General features: G+C 36.2%; 12 protein-coding genes, 1 pseudogene and 2 riboswitches. Of the genes and pseudogenes, 2 read left to right on the plus strand and 11 right to left on the minus strand.

The window, feature by feature from the left end:
- Positions 1-14: 14 nt before the first annotated feature.
- The 9 genes from cbiB to ACERII_RS14335 form a co-directional block, all read right to left on the minus strand.
- Entirely contained in the window at positions 15-1,007 is a 993-nt protein-coding gene (gene cbiB / locus ACERII_RS14295; RefSeq protein WP_373643168.1) for an adenosylcobinamide-phosphate synthase CbiB, read from the minus strand.
- Entirely contained in the window at positions 994-2,478 is a 1,485-nt protein-coding gene (locus ACERII_RS14300) for an adenosylcobinamide amidohydrolase (RefSeq protein ID WP_373643170.1), read from the minus strand. Before ACERII_RS14300 ends, cbiB begins: the two co-directional genes overlap by 14 nt.
- A 3-nt stretch (positions 2,479-2,481) precedes the next feature.
- On the minus strand, positions 2,482-3,549 hold the full coding sequence (locus ACERII_RS14305) for a FecCD family ABC transporter permease (RefSeq protein ID WP_373643172.1): 1,068 nt from the start codon (positions 3,547-3,549) through the stop codon (positions 2,482-2,484).
- A complete protein-coding gene (locus tag ACERII_RS14310) occupies positions 3,515-4,528 on the minus strand; it encodes an ABC transporter substrate-binding protein (RefSeq protein ID WP_373643175.1) in 1,014 nt (337 codons plus the stop codon). The genes ACERII_RS14305 and ACERII_RS14310 overlap by 35 nt, the downstream gene beginning before the upstream one ends.
- A gap of 171 nt (positions 4,529-4,699) precedes the next feature.
- A riboswitch (cobalamin riboswitch) is annotated at positions 4,700-4,902 on the minus strand.
- 55 nt (positions 4,903-4,957) lie between these two features.
- On the minus strand, positions 4,958-6,007 hold the full coding sequence (gene cobT / locus ACERII_RS14315; RefSeq protein ID WP_373643177.1) for a nicotinate-nucleotide--dimethylbenzimidazole phosphoribosyltransferase: 1,050 nt from the start codon (positions 6,005-6,007) through the stop codon (positions 4,958-4,960).
- A gap of 23 nt (positions 6,008-6,030) precedes the next feature.
- On the minus strand, positions 6,031-7,533 hold the full coding sequence (locus ACERII_RS14320) for a cobyric acid synthase (protein WP_373643179.1): 1,503 nt from the start codon (positions 7,531-7,533) through the stop codon (positions 6,031-6,033).
- Positions 7,526-8,905, minus strand: coding sequence for a cobyrinic acid a,c-diamide synthase CobB (locus ACERII_RS14325; protein ID WP_373643180.1), 1,380 nt, complete (start codon positions 8,903-8,905; stop codon positions 7,526-7,528). Before ACERII_RS14325 ends, ACERII_RS14320 begins: the two co-directional genes overlap by 8 nt.
- A 23-nt stretch (positions 8,906-8,928) precedes the next feature.
- Positions 8,929-9,480 (minus strand): cob(I)yrinic acid a,c-diamide adenosyltransferase, encoded by a 552-nt coding sequence (locus ACERII_RS14330; RefSeq protein WP_373643181.1) that lies wholly within the window; start codon positions 9,478-9,480, stop codon positions 8,929-8,931.
- A gap of 167 nt (positions 9,481-9,647) precedes the next feature.
- A riboswitch (cobalamin riboswitch) is annotated at positions 9,648-9,830 on the minus strand.
- A gap of 163 nt (positions 9,831-9,993) precedes the next feature.
- Complete coding sequence (locus tag ACERII_RS14335) at positions 9,994-10,692, minus strand: CPBP family intramembrane glutamic endopeptidase (protein WP_373643182.1); 699 nt, start codon at positions 10,690-10,692, stop codon at positions 9,994-9,996.
- Between the two features lie 91 nt (positions 10,693-10,783).
- On the opposite strand from ACERII_RS14335, the gene ACERII_RS14340 reads away from it, so the two are divergent.
- The gene (locus ACERII_RS14340; RefSeq protein WP_373643183.1) at positions 10,784-11,539 is read left to right on the plus strand and encodes a MerR family transcriptional regulator; all 756 of its coding nucleotides are present in this window, start codon (positions 10,784-10,786) and stop codon (positions 11,537-11,539) included.
- Positions 11,540-11,829: 290 nt separating this feature from the next.
- On the opposite strand, the pseudogene ACERII_RS14345 reads toward ACERII_RS14340, so the two are convergent.
- Positions 11,830-12,570: pseudogene (locus ACERII_RS14345) on the minus strand (Fic family protein).
- Between the two features lie 102 nt (positions 12,571-12,672).
- Positions 12,673-15,024 carry a TOTE conflict system archaeo-eukaryotic primase domain-containing protein gene (locus ACERII_RS14350; protein ID WP_373643185.1) on the minus strand — a complete coding sequence of 784 codons (2,352 nt, stop codon included), beginning with the start codon at positions 15,022-15,024 and terminating at the stop codon, positions 12,673-12,675.
- 163 nt (positions 15,025-15,187) lie between these two features.
- Here ACERII_RS14350 and ACERII_RS14355 point away from each other — a divergent pair, with 163 nt between their 5' ends.
- Positions 15,188-15,481: a hypothetical protein gene (locus ACERII_RS14355; RefSeq protein ID WP_373643187.1), complete on the plus strand. Its 294-nt coding sequence runs from the start codon at positions 15,188-15,190 to the stop codon at positions 15,479-15,481.
- The last annotated feature ends 303 nt before the right edge of the window (positions 15,482-15,784 follow it).

Genomic DNA, 15,784 nt, shown 5'->3' on the forward strand with positions numbered 1-15,784 from the left:
TTTCACCTCCATTATCATTTTTCTATAAAGAATACAAAGAGTAGCACGAGAAAAACAAAGCCAATCCAGCCTCCATGCATATATAGGATGGCTTGTTTGATATTGGAAACAGTCCGTACTTCCTTCGGATCGCCCATTGTTGCACGTTCTGATTTTTGGCCCCCGTAAAAATTTACGCCACCAAGCTGAATACCAATCAATCCGGCCACCATTGCTTCTGGCCAACCACTATTCGGACTTGGGTGCTTCTTGGCATCTCTCATTGTTACATATATGGCTTGCTTTTTATGAGATCCTTTTATAAAAATAGAAGTCAGTAACATGGTACAGGCGGTTAACCGTGCTGGAATCCAATTTACTATATCATCGAGCTTTGCAGATGCATATCCAAACTTCTCAAATTTTTCATTTTTATAACCCACCATAGAATCCATGGTATTTATAGCTCGATAAACCATTGCAAAAGGAGCTCCTCCAATAACTGCCCAAAGTAAGGGCGCAGTAATTCCATCTACTGTATTTTCAGCTACTGTTTCCACTGTTCCTCTTACAATATCACTTTCTTGTAATTGGTCTGTATCTCGTCCAACGATCATACTTAGCTTCTTCCTTGCTTCTTTCATATTCCCTTGCGTGAGGGGGCTAAATACATCCATCGCAGCAGAACTTAATCCTTTTATAGCAATAGTCGTAGAAATAATGTAAATCTCTACGACTATGCCAATGATAAAGTGAGTTTTATATGCGAGATAGACACCCCCTAGAGTTATAAGAAAAACGATTGTAAGCACAGTACTTGTAAGTAAGAAACCTTTTATTTTGCGACCTGCCCCTTTATTCCATCTTTTTTCCAGGGTAGAAACTAGTTTTCCTATCTGAATGACAGGATGGGGGATCCAGCGTGGATCACCAATAAGGAGATCTATTACAATTGCACCAATTATAGCGAGACTTATGAACCCAAATAAACTTAGTTCATGAAACGTAAACAGATTATGAATTATCATTTACTTTTACTCTTTTCAAATATTTTTTTACAGCATTCGTTGTTGCTTCATACACAACTTCTCCAATCGCCTTACCAATAAGTGTACCAGATCCTGCATACGGAGTTTTTTCCCCTTGCTGAGTTACCGCCAGGACCACGCTATCAGTGGACGTTCCAGAAGCAAATGTGTTAGAAAGAGGGTCTTTTATTTGAAGGTCTTGAAGCGCTCTTACCTTTCCTTCTGTTGCTGACATTATTCCGTTTACAAGTGCTCCATCAGTAAAATGTGCATCAATAAACACCATCGTATTAATCGTACCTATTTTCACATCCTCCATCGCCTTTACCTTAGAAGATATGTCTACTGCATTTCCTGTTCCAGCTGTAACAACTGCCATAATAGAGTGGTTATCACCAACCCGCTTCTTAGACACTATCACATCCTCTAAATTGACGGCAGTCATCATCCCAACTGATTGTTCATGAGGAATATGATGTTTTTCCATCCAACGTTGAATGTCTTTGTCTGGTTCAGAGCAATTGTAGTGCTTTTCCACATGAAAATTGCAGAAGTGTTTGATCCACTGTATTCCATCTCCAATAACCCCATTAGATATGGTACGTAGTGGCTGTTCGAAAGTAAGATGAACATACTTCTCGTTTTTTTCTATAGAATATGATTGAAAAAAGTCTTTACACTCAGGCGTCTCTCTAAAGTTCGGTGTCATTAATAGCTGTGGTTTTGGAATAGCTGGATGTGATTGTGTCTTGACTTGCACTTCATAAACCTTCTCTAATTGGTCTTCTTTTCTTAACGTATTAATATCCCCAACCTCTAAAAATTTCCCCTGATGCAATAGGCCGACCCGGTCCGCATACAGAGAAGCAACATTTAAATCATGTAAAATAGCAAAGATCGTTAATCCTCTTGCTTGTTGCCACTCTTTTAATAAATCAAGCATTTGAAACGTATGCTTTATATCTAAGTGGTTTGTAGGCTCATCTAGGAGAAGCATCTCCGGTTCTTGCGCCAGTGCTTTGGCTAATAAAACACGTTGTTTTTCTCCACCACTTAACGTTCGAAATGGTTTTTTTTCAAAATTTGTTGTTTTCGTTATCTCCATAACGCTTTCCATAACTTCATAATCTTTTTTCGAAAGATTTTTTAAAAAACCTTTTTGATATGGATAACGACCGAGGCTAATAATTTCTTCCACTGTGTAATCAAAAGACACATGCGCCTCCTGAGTAAGAACTGCAATCTTCTTTGCTTTCTCTAGCGCAGTAAGAGAGGAGAGGGCCTGTCCATCAATTATACTCTCCCCTTTTAGTAAAGGAAGTTGCCCTGTGATTAATTTAAACAGAGTTGTTTTCCCACTTCCATTAGGACCTAACAAAGCAAAGAATTCCCCTCTTTCAATCTTTAAATCAATTCCCTTAATGATAGGAGTATTAGCATATCCTCCTACAATACCCTTTAACGAAAGCATGGTTTATTTGGCCCCCTTACCAATACGCTCTTTCATTAACAGAAACGCAAATACTGGTGCGCCTATTAATGCTGTTATAACACCGATTGGCAATTCTTTCGGTGCAATAATCGTTCTAGCAACTAAATCCGCCAAAATTAGGAAAGCTCCGCCTGTTAATAACGACAACGGGAGAACATGGCGATGATTAGGACCTGAAATAAGACGAACAAGGTGAGGGATTACTAGCCCCACAAAACCTATCGATCCAGAAACCGCAACCGCGGATCCTGTTAATAACGATGCACCTATTAAGATTAGTATTTTTCCTCGATTCACATTAACACCAATCTGTTCCGCAGCTTCTTCACCAAGTGCAAGAGCGTTTAGTTCACGATAATGCATTAAAAGAATTAGTGTTCCCGTTATCATAAAGGGAATTAGCAATTGAACATGACTCCAACCCCTCATACGAACACTTCCATAAAGCCAATATATAATTTGTATCATGGAGTCTCGATCACCTAACGCAATAATTAAGGAAATAATAGAACTAATAAATGCACTTACAATAATTCCTGCTAAGATGATGGTTTCTATCGCTAGACTTCTACTACTTAACCTGACTAAACCAAACACAATAAGTAGGGCAATAAAGCCTCCTATAATAGATAAGACTGGAAGAGTATATCCCCCTAATCCTACGATACTTATTTGAAAAAACAAAACGATAACAGCTCCTAAAGCCGCTCCAGAGGAAACCCCTATTGTATATGGATCAGCAAGAGGATTCCGTAATAATCCTTGAAAGGCTGCACCTGCTAATGCTAATGATGCTCCAACGAAAAAAGCAAGTAACACTCTCGGAAGTCGAATGTTCCAAATAATAGACTCTACATTGGCTGGGATATCTTCAAGCCATCCTATATTAATACTGTTATTTAAAATAATATGAAATATTGTGGGGATAGGAACACTAACACTACTTACTAATAAACCAAGGAGGGCTGTACCTAGTACAAACCCTCCACTGAATACGTAAAGCCAAATAATTTTCCTATTTGAAAACTTCCGGGTAGATGAGTTTCGCAAGAGTTTCCACTCCTTCGATTAAACGTGGTCCTGGTCGAACTACAATATCACTTTCTACATCAAAAATTTGTCCATTTTTTACAGCTGGAACTTCTGTCCATCCATCACGAGAGGAGACTTCCCCTTGAAGATCTTCTGTATGGTAGGTTGTAATAATTACATCTGGTTGTAGCTGAACAATCTCTTCCTCAGACAGCATTACCCATCCCTCATGATCTTCTGCTGCATTTGTTGCTTGAATAGACTCTAGCATTTCATGCATAAATGTACCTTTCCCCGTTGTAAAAATATCTGGTGCTGGGGATACCTCAACCCAAACTCTCTTTTTGTCTGTAATTTCTTCCGCCTTCTCTATTAATACCTCATGACGTTCCTTCATGTCAGAAATGATTGCTTCGGCTTCGTTGGAAGTTCCTGTTGTTTGGCCGATTAATGCAATCGATTCATATACTTCATTGAAGTTGGATTTACTTCCTATAACAACTACCTTTATCCCAACCTCTTCAAACTGAGACAAGATTTCTCCATGATTATTATGATGATAATCGGTTACAAGAACAATATCCGGAAGAATGCTTAAAATAAGCTCCACATTCATATCTTGTCCACCAACATTTTCAACGGATTGTGCCTCTTCAGGGTAATTACAAAAATCGGATACTCCTACTATTTTATCCCCTAAACCGAGGGCAAAAGAGATTTCAGTAATACTTGCTTGAATAGAAATGATGCTTTCAGGCTCCTCTTCAATTGTTACTTCCCTTCCTGCATCATCAACAATCGTTACTGGAAATTGTGATTGGTCTGCTGTGTCCTCCGTTTGATCATTATCAACTTGCTCATTGGCATTTTCATTCGTATTAGTATTATTAGCTTGTCCTTCTTCTTCATTAGGTGTACCACAGGCAGTTAATAAAACTATCGTTAAAAATAGTATAAAACTTCCTAGACCCCAATTTTTAAAAATTTCTTTCTTCATTTCAATTCCTCCCTATTTTTACAACAAAAAAAACGCTATTCCCTAAGAAAGAGCGTCGAATGTATAAATGCATATAATGTACATCCACTATCTATGATTAGACAGTATGACAGACTGGTAATCCATTTTATAAACTACCATGCATATTAAACATCCTTTTCCTCGAAGGAGCTTAAAAAACACACCCTGGCAGGTCTCCTGACTTACGCTTCATCGGTTAGCTACTCCTTCCCATGCATTACTTACTATCCACAGTGGAGATATGTTAGCCTTCCTCAACGTTTACAGTGGCGGGACCGTGTTGGACTTTCACCAACTTCCCTTTTCATCTTACATAATTTTGTATGTAAGAAACCAAGTTGTTCCTTATTCGTTTTTTTGTTCTGAAGATTAGTATAAATTAGGACTCTACTTTTGTAAATATTTTAATTATTGTTTTTCCCTTTCTGTAACTCCTGCAGATGAGAAAGTCGCCATCTCTTGTAAAATATTTACCGATGCTTTAAGTAGAGGAAAGGCAAGTGCTGCCCCAGTTCCTTCTCCGAGTCTTAACTGCAAATTAAGTATTGGTTTACACTCTAACATCTCTAAAGCAATTTGATGTCCTCTTTCCTCTGATTGATGACCAATAATTAAATAATCTTTTACGTGTTCGCAAAGCTTCACCGCCACCAAAGCTGCAATAGTACTGATAAAACCATCAATTAAAATCGGTGTTTTTTTACTAGCAGCTCCTAATATAGCTCCTGTCATCCCTGCAATCTCTAAGCCTCCCACTTTTGCTAAAACGTCCATTACGTCTTCTCGATTCGGTTCTCGGCTTGTTATAGAGTTTTGGATAACCTTTTCTTTATACTTTCTTTGTTCTTCTGTTATTCCTGTACCTGATCCGACAATCATGCTTATATCCTCTTGTGAAAGAATCGCTAGGATCGCACTGCTACTAGTTGTATTTCCAATTCCCATTTCTCCAGGAATAATACATTTAGCACCATCCTGAATAAGTTTGGTAGCTACGTCTATTCCAACCTCAATAGCATCAATAGCTTCCTTTCTACTCATGGCATCTTCATATAAAAAATTGCCTGTTCCGTTACGTATTTTTCTATTAACGAGATTTTCACTTTCAATAAAAGTAGATACACCAATATCAACAATTTGAAACATTGCCCCAATTTGTTTTGCAAGAACATTGATAGCTGCTCCACCTTGTAAAAAATTATGGACCATCTGTGCTGTTACTTCTTTTGGATAAGCTGATACCCCTTCATCTGCTATACCATGATCTGCAGCAAAGACGATAATTCCTGGCGGAGACACTTCAGGAAATTTATTGGATGTAATTTCCCCTAACTGAACTGCCAGTGACTCTAACATCCCTAAACTACCTATTGGCTTTGTGAGTGTATGTAAATATGCCTGAACGTCATTTCCTACAGTCTTATCGACCGGCCGAATTGCCTCTATTGTATTCCTCATTTACTGTCCATCCCCTTCTATCCCTATGCTTTTTGATATTCACTCATTTTCTTATAAATTTCATCTAACTTAATATTTTCTCTAACAACTTTAGCTAAGCGATCAAAGGCTTCCTCCCTTTTTGTGGAAAACGCAGCCCTGTCTATTATGGGATTTAAACCCTTGCTAACTCTTACATCATTAAGGAATTCTTCTCTTAGGAGGTCGTTATGAAAAATTCCATGAAAATATGTTCCAATTACTTTACCATCTTTACTCATGAATCCGTCACTACTTCCTTTTATTCGAATGAAGGATTCACAAGCCTCTTCGTAATCAGATTCTCCCATATGTATTTCATAACCTGTCACAGGAATTTCCATCTCCTTATATGTAACAATACCTTCAGATAATGTCGTTGTTTTTTTGGTTCTAATGGATGTTTTCATTGGGATAATCCCCAAACCATCTGTTTTTTGCAAGGAGGATTCCATACCCATTTGATCCTCGATAGTACTCCCCAACATTTGATAGCCTCCACAGATCCCGAAAATGAATTTGCCTTTTTGAGAAAGGTCTAATAGGCGATTCACCAAGCCACTATTGTATAAAAACAACATATCTTCGATGGTATTCTTACTACCAGGCAGAATAACAATATCTGGATTACCTAGTTCTTCTGGGTTTTTAACAAAACGAACATGGCAATCTGATTCTTCAAAAAAAGGATCAATATCAGTAAAGTTTGATATGAAAGGGTATCTTATAACTGCAATATCAATCTCCTTAGATGCATCCGCCTTTGATGTATACTGACTTAAAACCACAGAGTCTTCTGCTTCGATCATTAAATTATCAATATAAGGAACAACTCCAAGTACAGGAACACCACTATATTCCTCAAACCAAGATAAACCTGGTTCTAGTAAGGATACATCTCCCCTAAATTTATTAATAATTACCCCTATAACTCTTTGGTGGTCCTCCCTCTCTAAAAGTTGCAATGTACCTACTAAACTAGCAAATACTCCCCCTTTTTCAATATCCCCTACTAAGATCACTGGAGAATTTGTAATCCGAGCTACTCGCATGTTTACTAGTTCCCGATCATTTAAATTTATTTCTGCTGGACTACCTGCACCCTCAATGACGATCCGTTCGAATGTATCTTCAAGTCTTTTATAAGACTCTTCGATCAGCTTAATGCCTTGTTCGTAAAAGCTTTTTCTATATTCTCCAGCCTTCATATTTTTATAGACTTGTCCATGAACCACAATTTGAGACTCATAGTTTCCAGTTGGCTTAATTAATATTGGATTCATATCAGTCGTTGCAGTGACCCCTGCCGCTTCAGCTTGAACACCTTGAGCACGGCCAATTTCCTTTCCATCTACAGTGATATAGGAATTCAAAGCCATATTTTGTGATTTAAAGGGTGCTGTTACATAACCATCCTGAGAAAAAATCCGACATAACGCTGTAACAATGGCACTTTTCCCAGCATCGGAATGTGTACCTTGAATCATAATAGGTATCGCTTTAGACATGAGATTTCCACTCCAAACATTTTGTTATCCAATTTTCTACTATTGCTGTGCAGGATGCAAAATGGATATGTGTATATCCAGCAACAACATTTTTATGAAGGAATCCTTCCTTTTGTATCCCTCTCATCCCTTTTGTTTCATAGGCATGCTTCACTTCATTCTTTTTCATTGAGTGAAAAGTGGAATAATGAAACTCATGTCCCTTTGCTGTTTCCCCTTCATTAAGAAGGAAATTTCCTTTCTCTCCAGTAATTTCTCTATAACCAATTGCAGCTAATCTCTTTTGCATCTTAACAACTCCCGGTATAACACCAACCATAGAGTGGTCCTTTTGATCTAGCGTTGTGATTGCTTCACATAGGTACATAAATCCACCACATTCAGCAAATGTTGGCAGCCCCTTTTCAATTTCCTTTTTAATAGAACGATGAACTTCTGTTTGCTTAGATAATTGATCTGCATACTCTTCTGGGAACCCTCCCCCGATATACAGGCCGTCAATGTTTTCCGGGAGCAACTCTCCATCTAGAGGAGAAAAATAGATAAGCTCCACTCCATAAGTTTCTAGTAGCTCCAGATTTTCCTCATAATAAAAATTAAATACTTTATCACGAGCAACAGCGATCCTAACCTGTACGGTTTTTTTCTGTTTAAGAAAACTTGGACCATCTATCTTTAAAGGAGTTGTTTCCGCTATTTCATATATCTTAGTCAAATCAATAGTATCTCTAACTATTTCTCCAAGCTTCTGAAAAAAAGAGTCTAATTCTCCTCGTTCAATAGATGGAATTAACCCTAAGTGTCGCTCTGGCATTTCAATATCTATTTCCTTATTTAAATATCCTACAACGGGAATGTTGCACTCCTGTTCAACTGCTTTTTTTATTAACTGAAAATGACCATCCCCACCAACTTTATTGGCTATTACTCCCACGATGTTTACATCTTTGGATAGCATTTGAAATCCTCGTACAATCGCTGCTGCGCTCCGTGCCATTCCTGAGCAATCAACAACTAATACAACAGGACTATCGATCAGCACACTTATTTCTGCTGTACTTCCTTCATCTTTTGTTGGGTCCTTTCCATCGTAAAAACCCATGACCCCTTCAATAATAGATATATCCGCTCCATCACTACCACGGTGTAAGACCTCTCTTAAAACAGAATGAGATAACATCCAGCTATCTAGATTTCTGGATCGTCGACCGGTTACTGCTGTATGATACGATGGATCAATATAATCCGGACCACACTTAAATCCTTGAACAGTGTACCCCATTTGTTGAAAGGCAGACATTATACCGATGGTTACTGTCGTTTTTCCAACACTACTGCCTGTTCCAGCTATTACTAGTCGTCGTTGAGACATTTTTGGAACCTCCATATTTACAATTAATATTCAATACCTTTTACAGCAGGAATACCTTCGTCATAATAGTGCTTTTCTGGCTCAACTACCGACACAAGGTCTGCAATTTCTTTTATTTTCTCATTCGCATCTCTACCAGTAATAACAAGGTGAACATGAGCAGGTTTATTTTTAATTAAATCTATTACCTCCTGAATCGGCAAAACATCTTCAATAGGAAATTGGGTAATAGCAAGGGCATTGTTCAATTCATCTAGGATGACCAAATCATACTCCCCACTCATTACTGCTTCTCGTGCGATTGGCCATCCTTTTCTTAAAGCCTCTCTATGTTCTTCAGGAGTTTTTGTCCATGTAAAGCCAATTCCAAGTTGTACCATTTCTACTCCTAATTTTTCTAGAGCTATTTTTTCTCCATAGGACCTTTCAGGAGACTTTATAAATTGGTATATTTTCACGTTAAAGTCTCTACCAATCGCCCTTAAAGCTAGTCCTAATGCAGACGTTGTTTTTCCCTTGCCGTTCCCTGTATAAACAAGGGTCAATCCACGCTGTTCTTCTTTACGTTTATTCATTTTCATACCTCCAGTAAATTTAAAATGATATTTTTCAACAAAAATAAAACGCCTTTCTTCTTAGAAAGACGTTTAAGGTAATGAGATAACAAAAACCTAGAAAAATCTAAGTTATAGCCCCATTTAAGCTCACACTTATCCCTTAAGCATCCTTTTCCTCGAAGGAACACAAAAGTTACAAATAGGCAGGTCTCCTGACTTACGTCTCTGCTACACCTTCCCATACTTGTATGTACAGTGGCTAATTGTAGCTTTAAATAACGATTACAGTGGCGGGACCGTGTTGGACTTTCACCAACTTCCCTTTTAACCTTTACTTTAATAAAGGCACCTACTTGTCTTTTAAATATTATGTATAGTTAAAAGTCTAACATATTAATTGTAACTTTTATTATTATTGATAAAAAGGATTTTTTACTTTTAATACTACAATATTTATAACAGAGATAACAAAGAAACCCTATATTTTCTATTGTTGTAAAGAAATATCAAAATAAACATATTCTTGAATTATCATGCTAATAATGTCAGTACTACAGCAATACCATTATATATACCATGAATAATAATAGCTGGTAGAACTGAGCCCGTTTTCTCATATGTCCATGCAAACACAAGGCCTGAGATAAAATTTATAGGTAGCGTATTGTATGTTGGGATGTGAACGACCATGAAAATAAACGAACTTATAAACATTCCAGCTGCTATTCCATATTTCCCACGGAACCATTTATATAAAAAACCTCTATAAAAAATCTCTTCATATATCGGCGAGATGATTGCAGCAGACACGAAACCAATAACAAAAGTGTACCAAGTTATATTTCTTTGTAATGATTCCGTTTTTTCATTTTCCCAACTGATATTAAAAAATTCCATCAGCACTAATATGATGACACTTCCTATAATTAATATTATTGACCATACAACAATCCACTTCCAATATCCATTTGAAAAGCGCCTTACCCCAACCGTATTCCATGAATACCCATATGGTTTTAATGCAATCAAGTATAAGGAAACTGTAAATACAATCGCCATAACTAGTCCCATTAATGTGCCTGAATACAAGCTATCCTGAAAAAGCATATAGAAAAATTCATGCAATACGTATTCAATAAAAATTGGCACAAAAACAAACGTAATAAACAGTAATTTAATAACATCTCTCCAAGACCAGTTAATCGTTTTATTTAGTGCATCATTAACCATTTATATTACCCCCTAGTGATGTTTTATGGTAAATTCAGTGTAAATGGTGACGTTACGTCACCTGCAAACTTTTTTCTGGAGGTAGTTCATAATGATTCTGTTTTCAACTGGTGAAGTTGCAAAGAAACTAAATATGACTATACGTACATTACGTTATTACGACAAAATTGGCTTGGTAGTACCCTCGTTAAAAAAAGAAAATGGAACACGCTACTATTCCGAAGATGATATGTTGCTTCTAGAAAAAATTGCACTATTGAAGTCTACCTCCCTGTCATTGAAAGACATAAAAACAATCATTGATCAAGTTACAACAGAGGAGATTTTGACTGTACATAAAATGCAGCTTGAAACAACTATCGAACAATTAAATTTATCACTTCAACATACAACAACACTATTAAACACTTTAAAATTAGAGGGGAAAATTCAGTGGGACCAGCTCTCACCTATAGTATCGGATGAGGAAAAAAGAAAAAAACAGGATCGAAAAAAGCAACTTTGGAGTCAGTTATTTAGTAATGAGGAAAATTCAATATTATCTGCAAATCTACCCAAACTAGAAGATCCCCTTACTATAAAATGGGTAAACATAGTAAAAAGAGTACAATTATGCTTAGACAACGGAAACTCTCCTAGTTCTATAGAGGGACAACTAATTGCTGTTGATGTAGATTTATTAGCTAAAGAATCCTTTGGAGACAATCCAGATTTAATCAAGAAGTTTTGGGAAGTAAGGAAGTCTGAAGAAACATCCGCAAAATTAGACTTATATCCTGTAAATAAAGAGGTTCTGATTTTCCTTGAGGAAGCTATTTTTCACTATGATAGTACTTCAGCTAAGTAATTTAGGACTATTAATCTTATTGTGATATCAAAAATAAAAAATCATCCTACGAAAATGGGTTGTTAATTTAGAACCCTACAGAAAGAAATCCCACGCGAGTTTTTATTTTTGTCGCATTTATCAAACACAACTGCCATCGGGGAAAAGTTGTTGACGCCTAGTGCTAGACAACTTTTTAAATTTAAAAATTGCTTTTCTATATTATAAAAGTCCTTGCTCATGTTGTATGACGTGAGCAAGGACTTGTTTATTTAGAAAAGAGTATCAGGGAGGATCTGCTGTATATGTAACTATGTATACTTATTTAATGTACTTAAATACAGGTTTAATGAATCCTCAACTTCACTTACCACTAACTTAATAAAGTCAGCGTAATCTTTCTCTGTATGTGCTTTATCTAAGGCTACATAATAAGCTAGGCGATTTTCTACTTTAATAACAATTGGTGGAAAACCATCCTTCATGAGTTCTAAATTTAACAACAAGCGTGCTGTGAAGCCGTTTACATCAAAAAATGGGTGAATACCAACAAAAATAGCATGTAGCATAGCTCCACGAGCAACTGGATGCATTTTGTTCGTTTCTGCTTGTTCATACCATACCATCAACTGCTCCATCTCCTCTTTTATAAGGATAGGAACTGGAGGTATATGTTTAGCACCAGAAATAAAAACTTGCTGGTCTCGGTATACACCTGCATATTCATCATTAATCCCCTTTAGTACAAGTCAATGTAAATTCTTAATCTCCCATTCAGACAAAGGTTCTCCCTTTTGAACGATCTCCTCAACAAATTGTATAGCATCACGATGATTAAGAACTTCCAAATGTTCACGCAACGTTTTACCACCAACCGTAATTCCTTCTAAAACTACCTTTGTTTCCTTGATCGTTAATGTGTTTCCTTCTATCGCATTGGTATTATATGTCCACTCGAGTAATAATTTTTCACGCAGGCTTTTGACTGTATATTTGGGTAACGGTCGATTCGCATCTAGAAGATCTTTTTTTTGATTGATTTGTTCAAACATCGGATTCACCTCTCTCACACAAACCTGTACTTAAATTGAGAATACCATTCTGCTCTAGATATACCTACCCTATTGTTAAATTATCTTTCTTCGTTCAAATTCCTAGAATAATTGAATTTGTTGGCTATTTTCTTTGTTTTCACTATTTAGGTTATAACCAATACTGTTATATCCCTTTAATCTCTTTTCAAACATCTTCTGTAAAACATCAACGTTCGAATCTACATAATCATACACTTTCACTTCATTTTTATCACTATGATTTCGATGAAGCCTTCCTACATACTGTTGTAATGTGCCTTTCCAAGAGATTGGCATAGTTAGAAAGAGCGTATCTAATCTAGAGTCATCAAAGCCTTCTCCAACGTATTTCCCTGTTGCAATCAACAACCTCTCTTCACTATCAGGTAGTTTTATTAACTTGTCTAGGGCTTGTTGTCGTTCTTTCTTCTTCATTGCACCTGTTAATATAATGATGTTTTTAGCAAAACCATTGAATAGGGCATATAGCTCATTTACGTGGTCTAAACGTTCCGTTAACACGATTGGAGATCGTCTTTCGTCTAGAGCCTGTAAAACATCATTAAAAATCATTTCGTTTCGTTGTTTATTAGTAGATAACAAAGAATAGATAGCTTGTATGTCAGTTTCATTCGTTTTCATTAATGTACTTCTCTTAACAAGAGTTTGTTTAAATGGGCGAATATTGGCTTGCTGTTTATTATTCGTTTTATATCTTATAGGTCCACATTGCATAAATATTATCGGGTGTAACCCATCTTTCCTAACAGGGGTCGCTGTTAAACCATACACTTTTTTTGCTTGGACAACTTTTAATACCTTTTCAAAGCTGACGGCAGAAATGTGATGACATTCATCTACGATAATTTGACCATAATGATGTAACTCAGGTTTTATTACACCATTACGATTAAGAGTTTGGATTGTACATATATCAATGTTAAAGGTTGGATTATTTTTCCCACCACCAATTTGACCAATTTCTTTTACTGGAATATTTAAGAAAGTTGATAATCTCTCTTTCCACTGTTCAACTAATTGTGTTCGATGCACAACGATAAGTGTATTGATTTTATTTCTACCAATCAACGCTGCTGCTGTCACTGTTTTTCCAAAACCAGTAGCTGCTGCTAACACTCCATTGTCACTACTAGCCATGGAAGTAACAGCATCCTCTTGTTGGAAAGTTAGTTGACCATGAAATTTAGCTTCGATAGTCCTCCCTATAAACTGATTGTTAACTATTTTAATAGATATATTATTTTTCGAGAATATTTCCTTCACTTTTTCCATTAAACCTCTTGGTAAAATGAGCGAATGTTCATCAATCTGTGTACAATCGATTTTCCTTGGGATCCGATGAGTAGAAAAACGCTTTGCCTGCGCTTTAAAATACTCTGGATTTCCAAATGTCGCTAGTTCTTGTAATTCAAATAGTAATTTACTAGGTAATAACAGCTTAGGAATTTCAATACCGTGATTTAATTCAACAGTTATTTCTTCTGGCACGCTAAAATTTTCTACTTTTTCTTTTATCTTGATAAAACTTTCTTCCTCAGAGAAATTCGATACTATTTGTTTAACCACCTTTTCAGATATCTTTTTTATGGACGATAGATATTGCCATTGATTCTCAAATTCCACAAATGAATCATTTACAAACACACTATTCCCTCTCATTTTTGCATGTTTTTGCAATGGCAGAGCTATTAAATTGCCAAAACCACCTTGGGGTAATGTATCTTGGTTAGGGAACATTCTATCAAATGAATCCATTCCAATATCGAAGCGTTTTTCGCTTGTTTTGGATATAAGAATCTCACCTAATTTTCTAGCTAACGAGGCGCTTATTGCCTTTTCAAAAAAGAACCAAATATGAGCCCCTTCTCCTGAGCGAGAACGTTCGATGTGATATGGTAACCCTATGTTTTTACAGGTTTCAATAAATGCATGTACATCATCTTGCCATTGCTTTTTATCAAAGTCTACAGCCAGAAAATAGCAAGTATTATCTTCAAGCAAAGGATAAATTCCTATTGTTTTTTTGCCACTCAAATGTTCGTAAATGACTTGGGGAGTTAAGGGAGGGAATAACCGATAAGCGCAATCCTGACATTTGATTTTCGGTTTTCGACAAAGTTCTTTATCCCACTCGTTTTTACATGCAGGTGAATACCCAGATTTACCTGTGGTACTTGATTCCCACCTATGAGCAAAAACGTCAGACCTTCCCCGAAAGAGGTTCATAAATAGTAAGATTGCAGCTCTTTCTTTAGGAGAAAAATCCGTCGGGGTTTTCTTTATATTAGATGTTTCACTATATGATTTATTACGACCTTGAACTTTAGAGAGATCCCTTTTTAATTGTGTATTTTCTTTTTTTAGTCTATCAATCTCTTTTAAAGCTTGAGCGAGCTGTTCTTGAATATCCATAAGCCTACTCCAATCATTAAAATCTTTAACTCTAGTTTAGCCAATAATGCACTTATTTAATAGTGCAATCCTTCATAGTAATTGAACAATTGCCTATTTTCTAAAGGCTTAGTAGCAAATGTATAGTATACACGCTAGAATTGTTTATAGAGGAGTGTGTTTTATGGGTAAGAAAAAAAGGAAAAACATAAAGAAAGTTGAAGAAAAAGAGGACTTTGGTACTTGTGAATTATATTGTAAAGACTGTGATTACGAATTTGAGATGGATTGGGAAGATATTTTTGATATACAAGAATGCACACATGGGTATGTAGGATTTCATTTAAATGATGTATTTATTGGATGTCCTAAATGCGGTAAGATTATAACGAGTAATTCCTCGGACGAAAATTTTGTTTCAGATACCAAGAAATTAAAACGAAGTAAACCAATTGAGGATGATGAGCTACCATTTTAGAACATTCATTTACAATAATATTATATAAATGGGGTCATATTAGCTTCATCAAGCTTATTTAGAACAGTTATAGATATCTCATCAACCTCCAGTGGAAGTAGAATAGACAATCCTATCACTTTGGAAGGATCGTCTTTTATTATTTACTATAAATAAGAAGCTTCCTCAATAGTTTATATAACTAACGAGGAAGCTTCATTCATTTTTTTAAAAAATCATAGGTGAACCCTTTTCTATCTAGGGTTCATGAGGCAGATTATATCATGCCGCCCCTATGGTGAGAGTGTGTTAAGGAGAATAAAT

This window comes from Evansella sp. AB-rgal1, assembly GCF_041820985.1.
In the GTDB taxonomy this organism is placed as follows: domain Bacteria; phylum Bacillota; class Bacilli; order Bacillales; family Salisediminibacteriaceae; genus Evansella.

What these genes read in the sequence shown, in the direction of transcription:
- cbiB (WP_373643168.1), bottom strand. Translation starts at nt 1,007, where the DNA reads ATGATAATTCATAATCTGTTTACGTTTCATGAACTAAGTTTATTTGGG.
- ACERII_RS14300 (WP_373643170.1), bottom strand. Translation starts at nt 2,478, where the DNA reads ATGCTTTCGTTAAAGGGTATTGTAGGAGGATATGCTAATACTCCTATC.
- ACERII_RS14310 (WP_373643175.1), bottom strand. Translation starts at nt 4,528, where the DNA reads ATGAAGAAAGAAATTTTTAAAAATTGGGGTCTAGGAAGTTTTATACTA.
- cobT (WP_373643177.1), bottom strand. Translation starts at nt 6,007, where the DNA reads ATGAGGAATACAATAGAGGCAATTCGGCCGGTCGATAAGACTGTAGGA.
- ACERII_RS14320 (WP_373643179.1), bottom strand. Translation starts at nt 7,533, where the DNA reads ATGTCTAAAGCGATACCTATTATGATTCAAGGTACACATTCCGATGCT.
- ACERII_RS14325 (WP_373643180.1), bottom strand. Translation starts at nt 8,905, where the DNA reads ATGTCTCAACGACGACTAGTAATAGCTGGAACAGGCAGTAGTGTTGGA.
- ACERII_RS14330 (WP_373643181.1), bottom strand. Translation starts at nt 9,480, where the DNA reads ATGAATAAACGTAAAGAAGAACAGCGTGGATTGACCCTTGTTTATACA.
- ACERII_RS14335 (WP_373643182.1), bottom strand. Translation starts at nt 10,692, where the DNA reads ATGGTTAATGATGCACTAAATAAAACGATTAACTGGTCTTGGAGAGAT.
- ACERII_RS14340 (WP_373643183.1), top strand. Translation starts at nt 10,784, where the DNA reads ATGATTCTGTTTTCAACTGGTGAAGTTGCAAAGAAACTAAATATGACT.
- ACERII_RS14350 (WP_373643185.1), bottom strand. Translation starts at nt 15,024, where the DNA reads ATGGATATTCAAGAACAGCTCGCTCAAGCTTTAAAAGAGATTGATAGA.
- ACERII_RS14355 (WP_373643187.1), top strand. Translation starts at nt 15,188, where the DNA reads ATGGGTAAGAAAAAAAGGAAAAACATAAAGAAAGTTGAAGAAAAAGAG.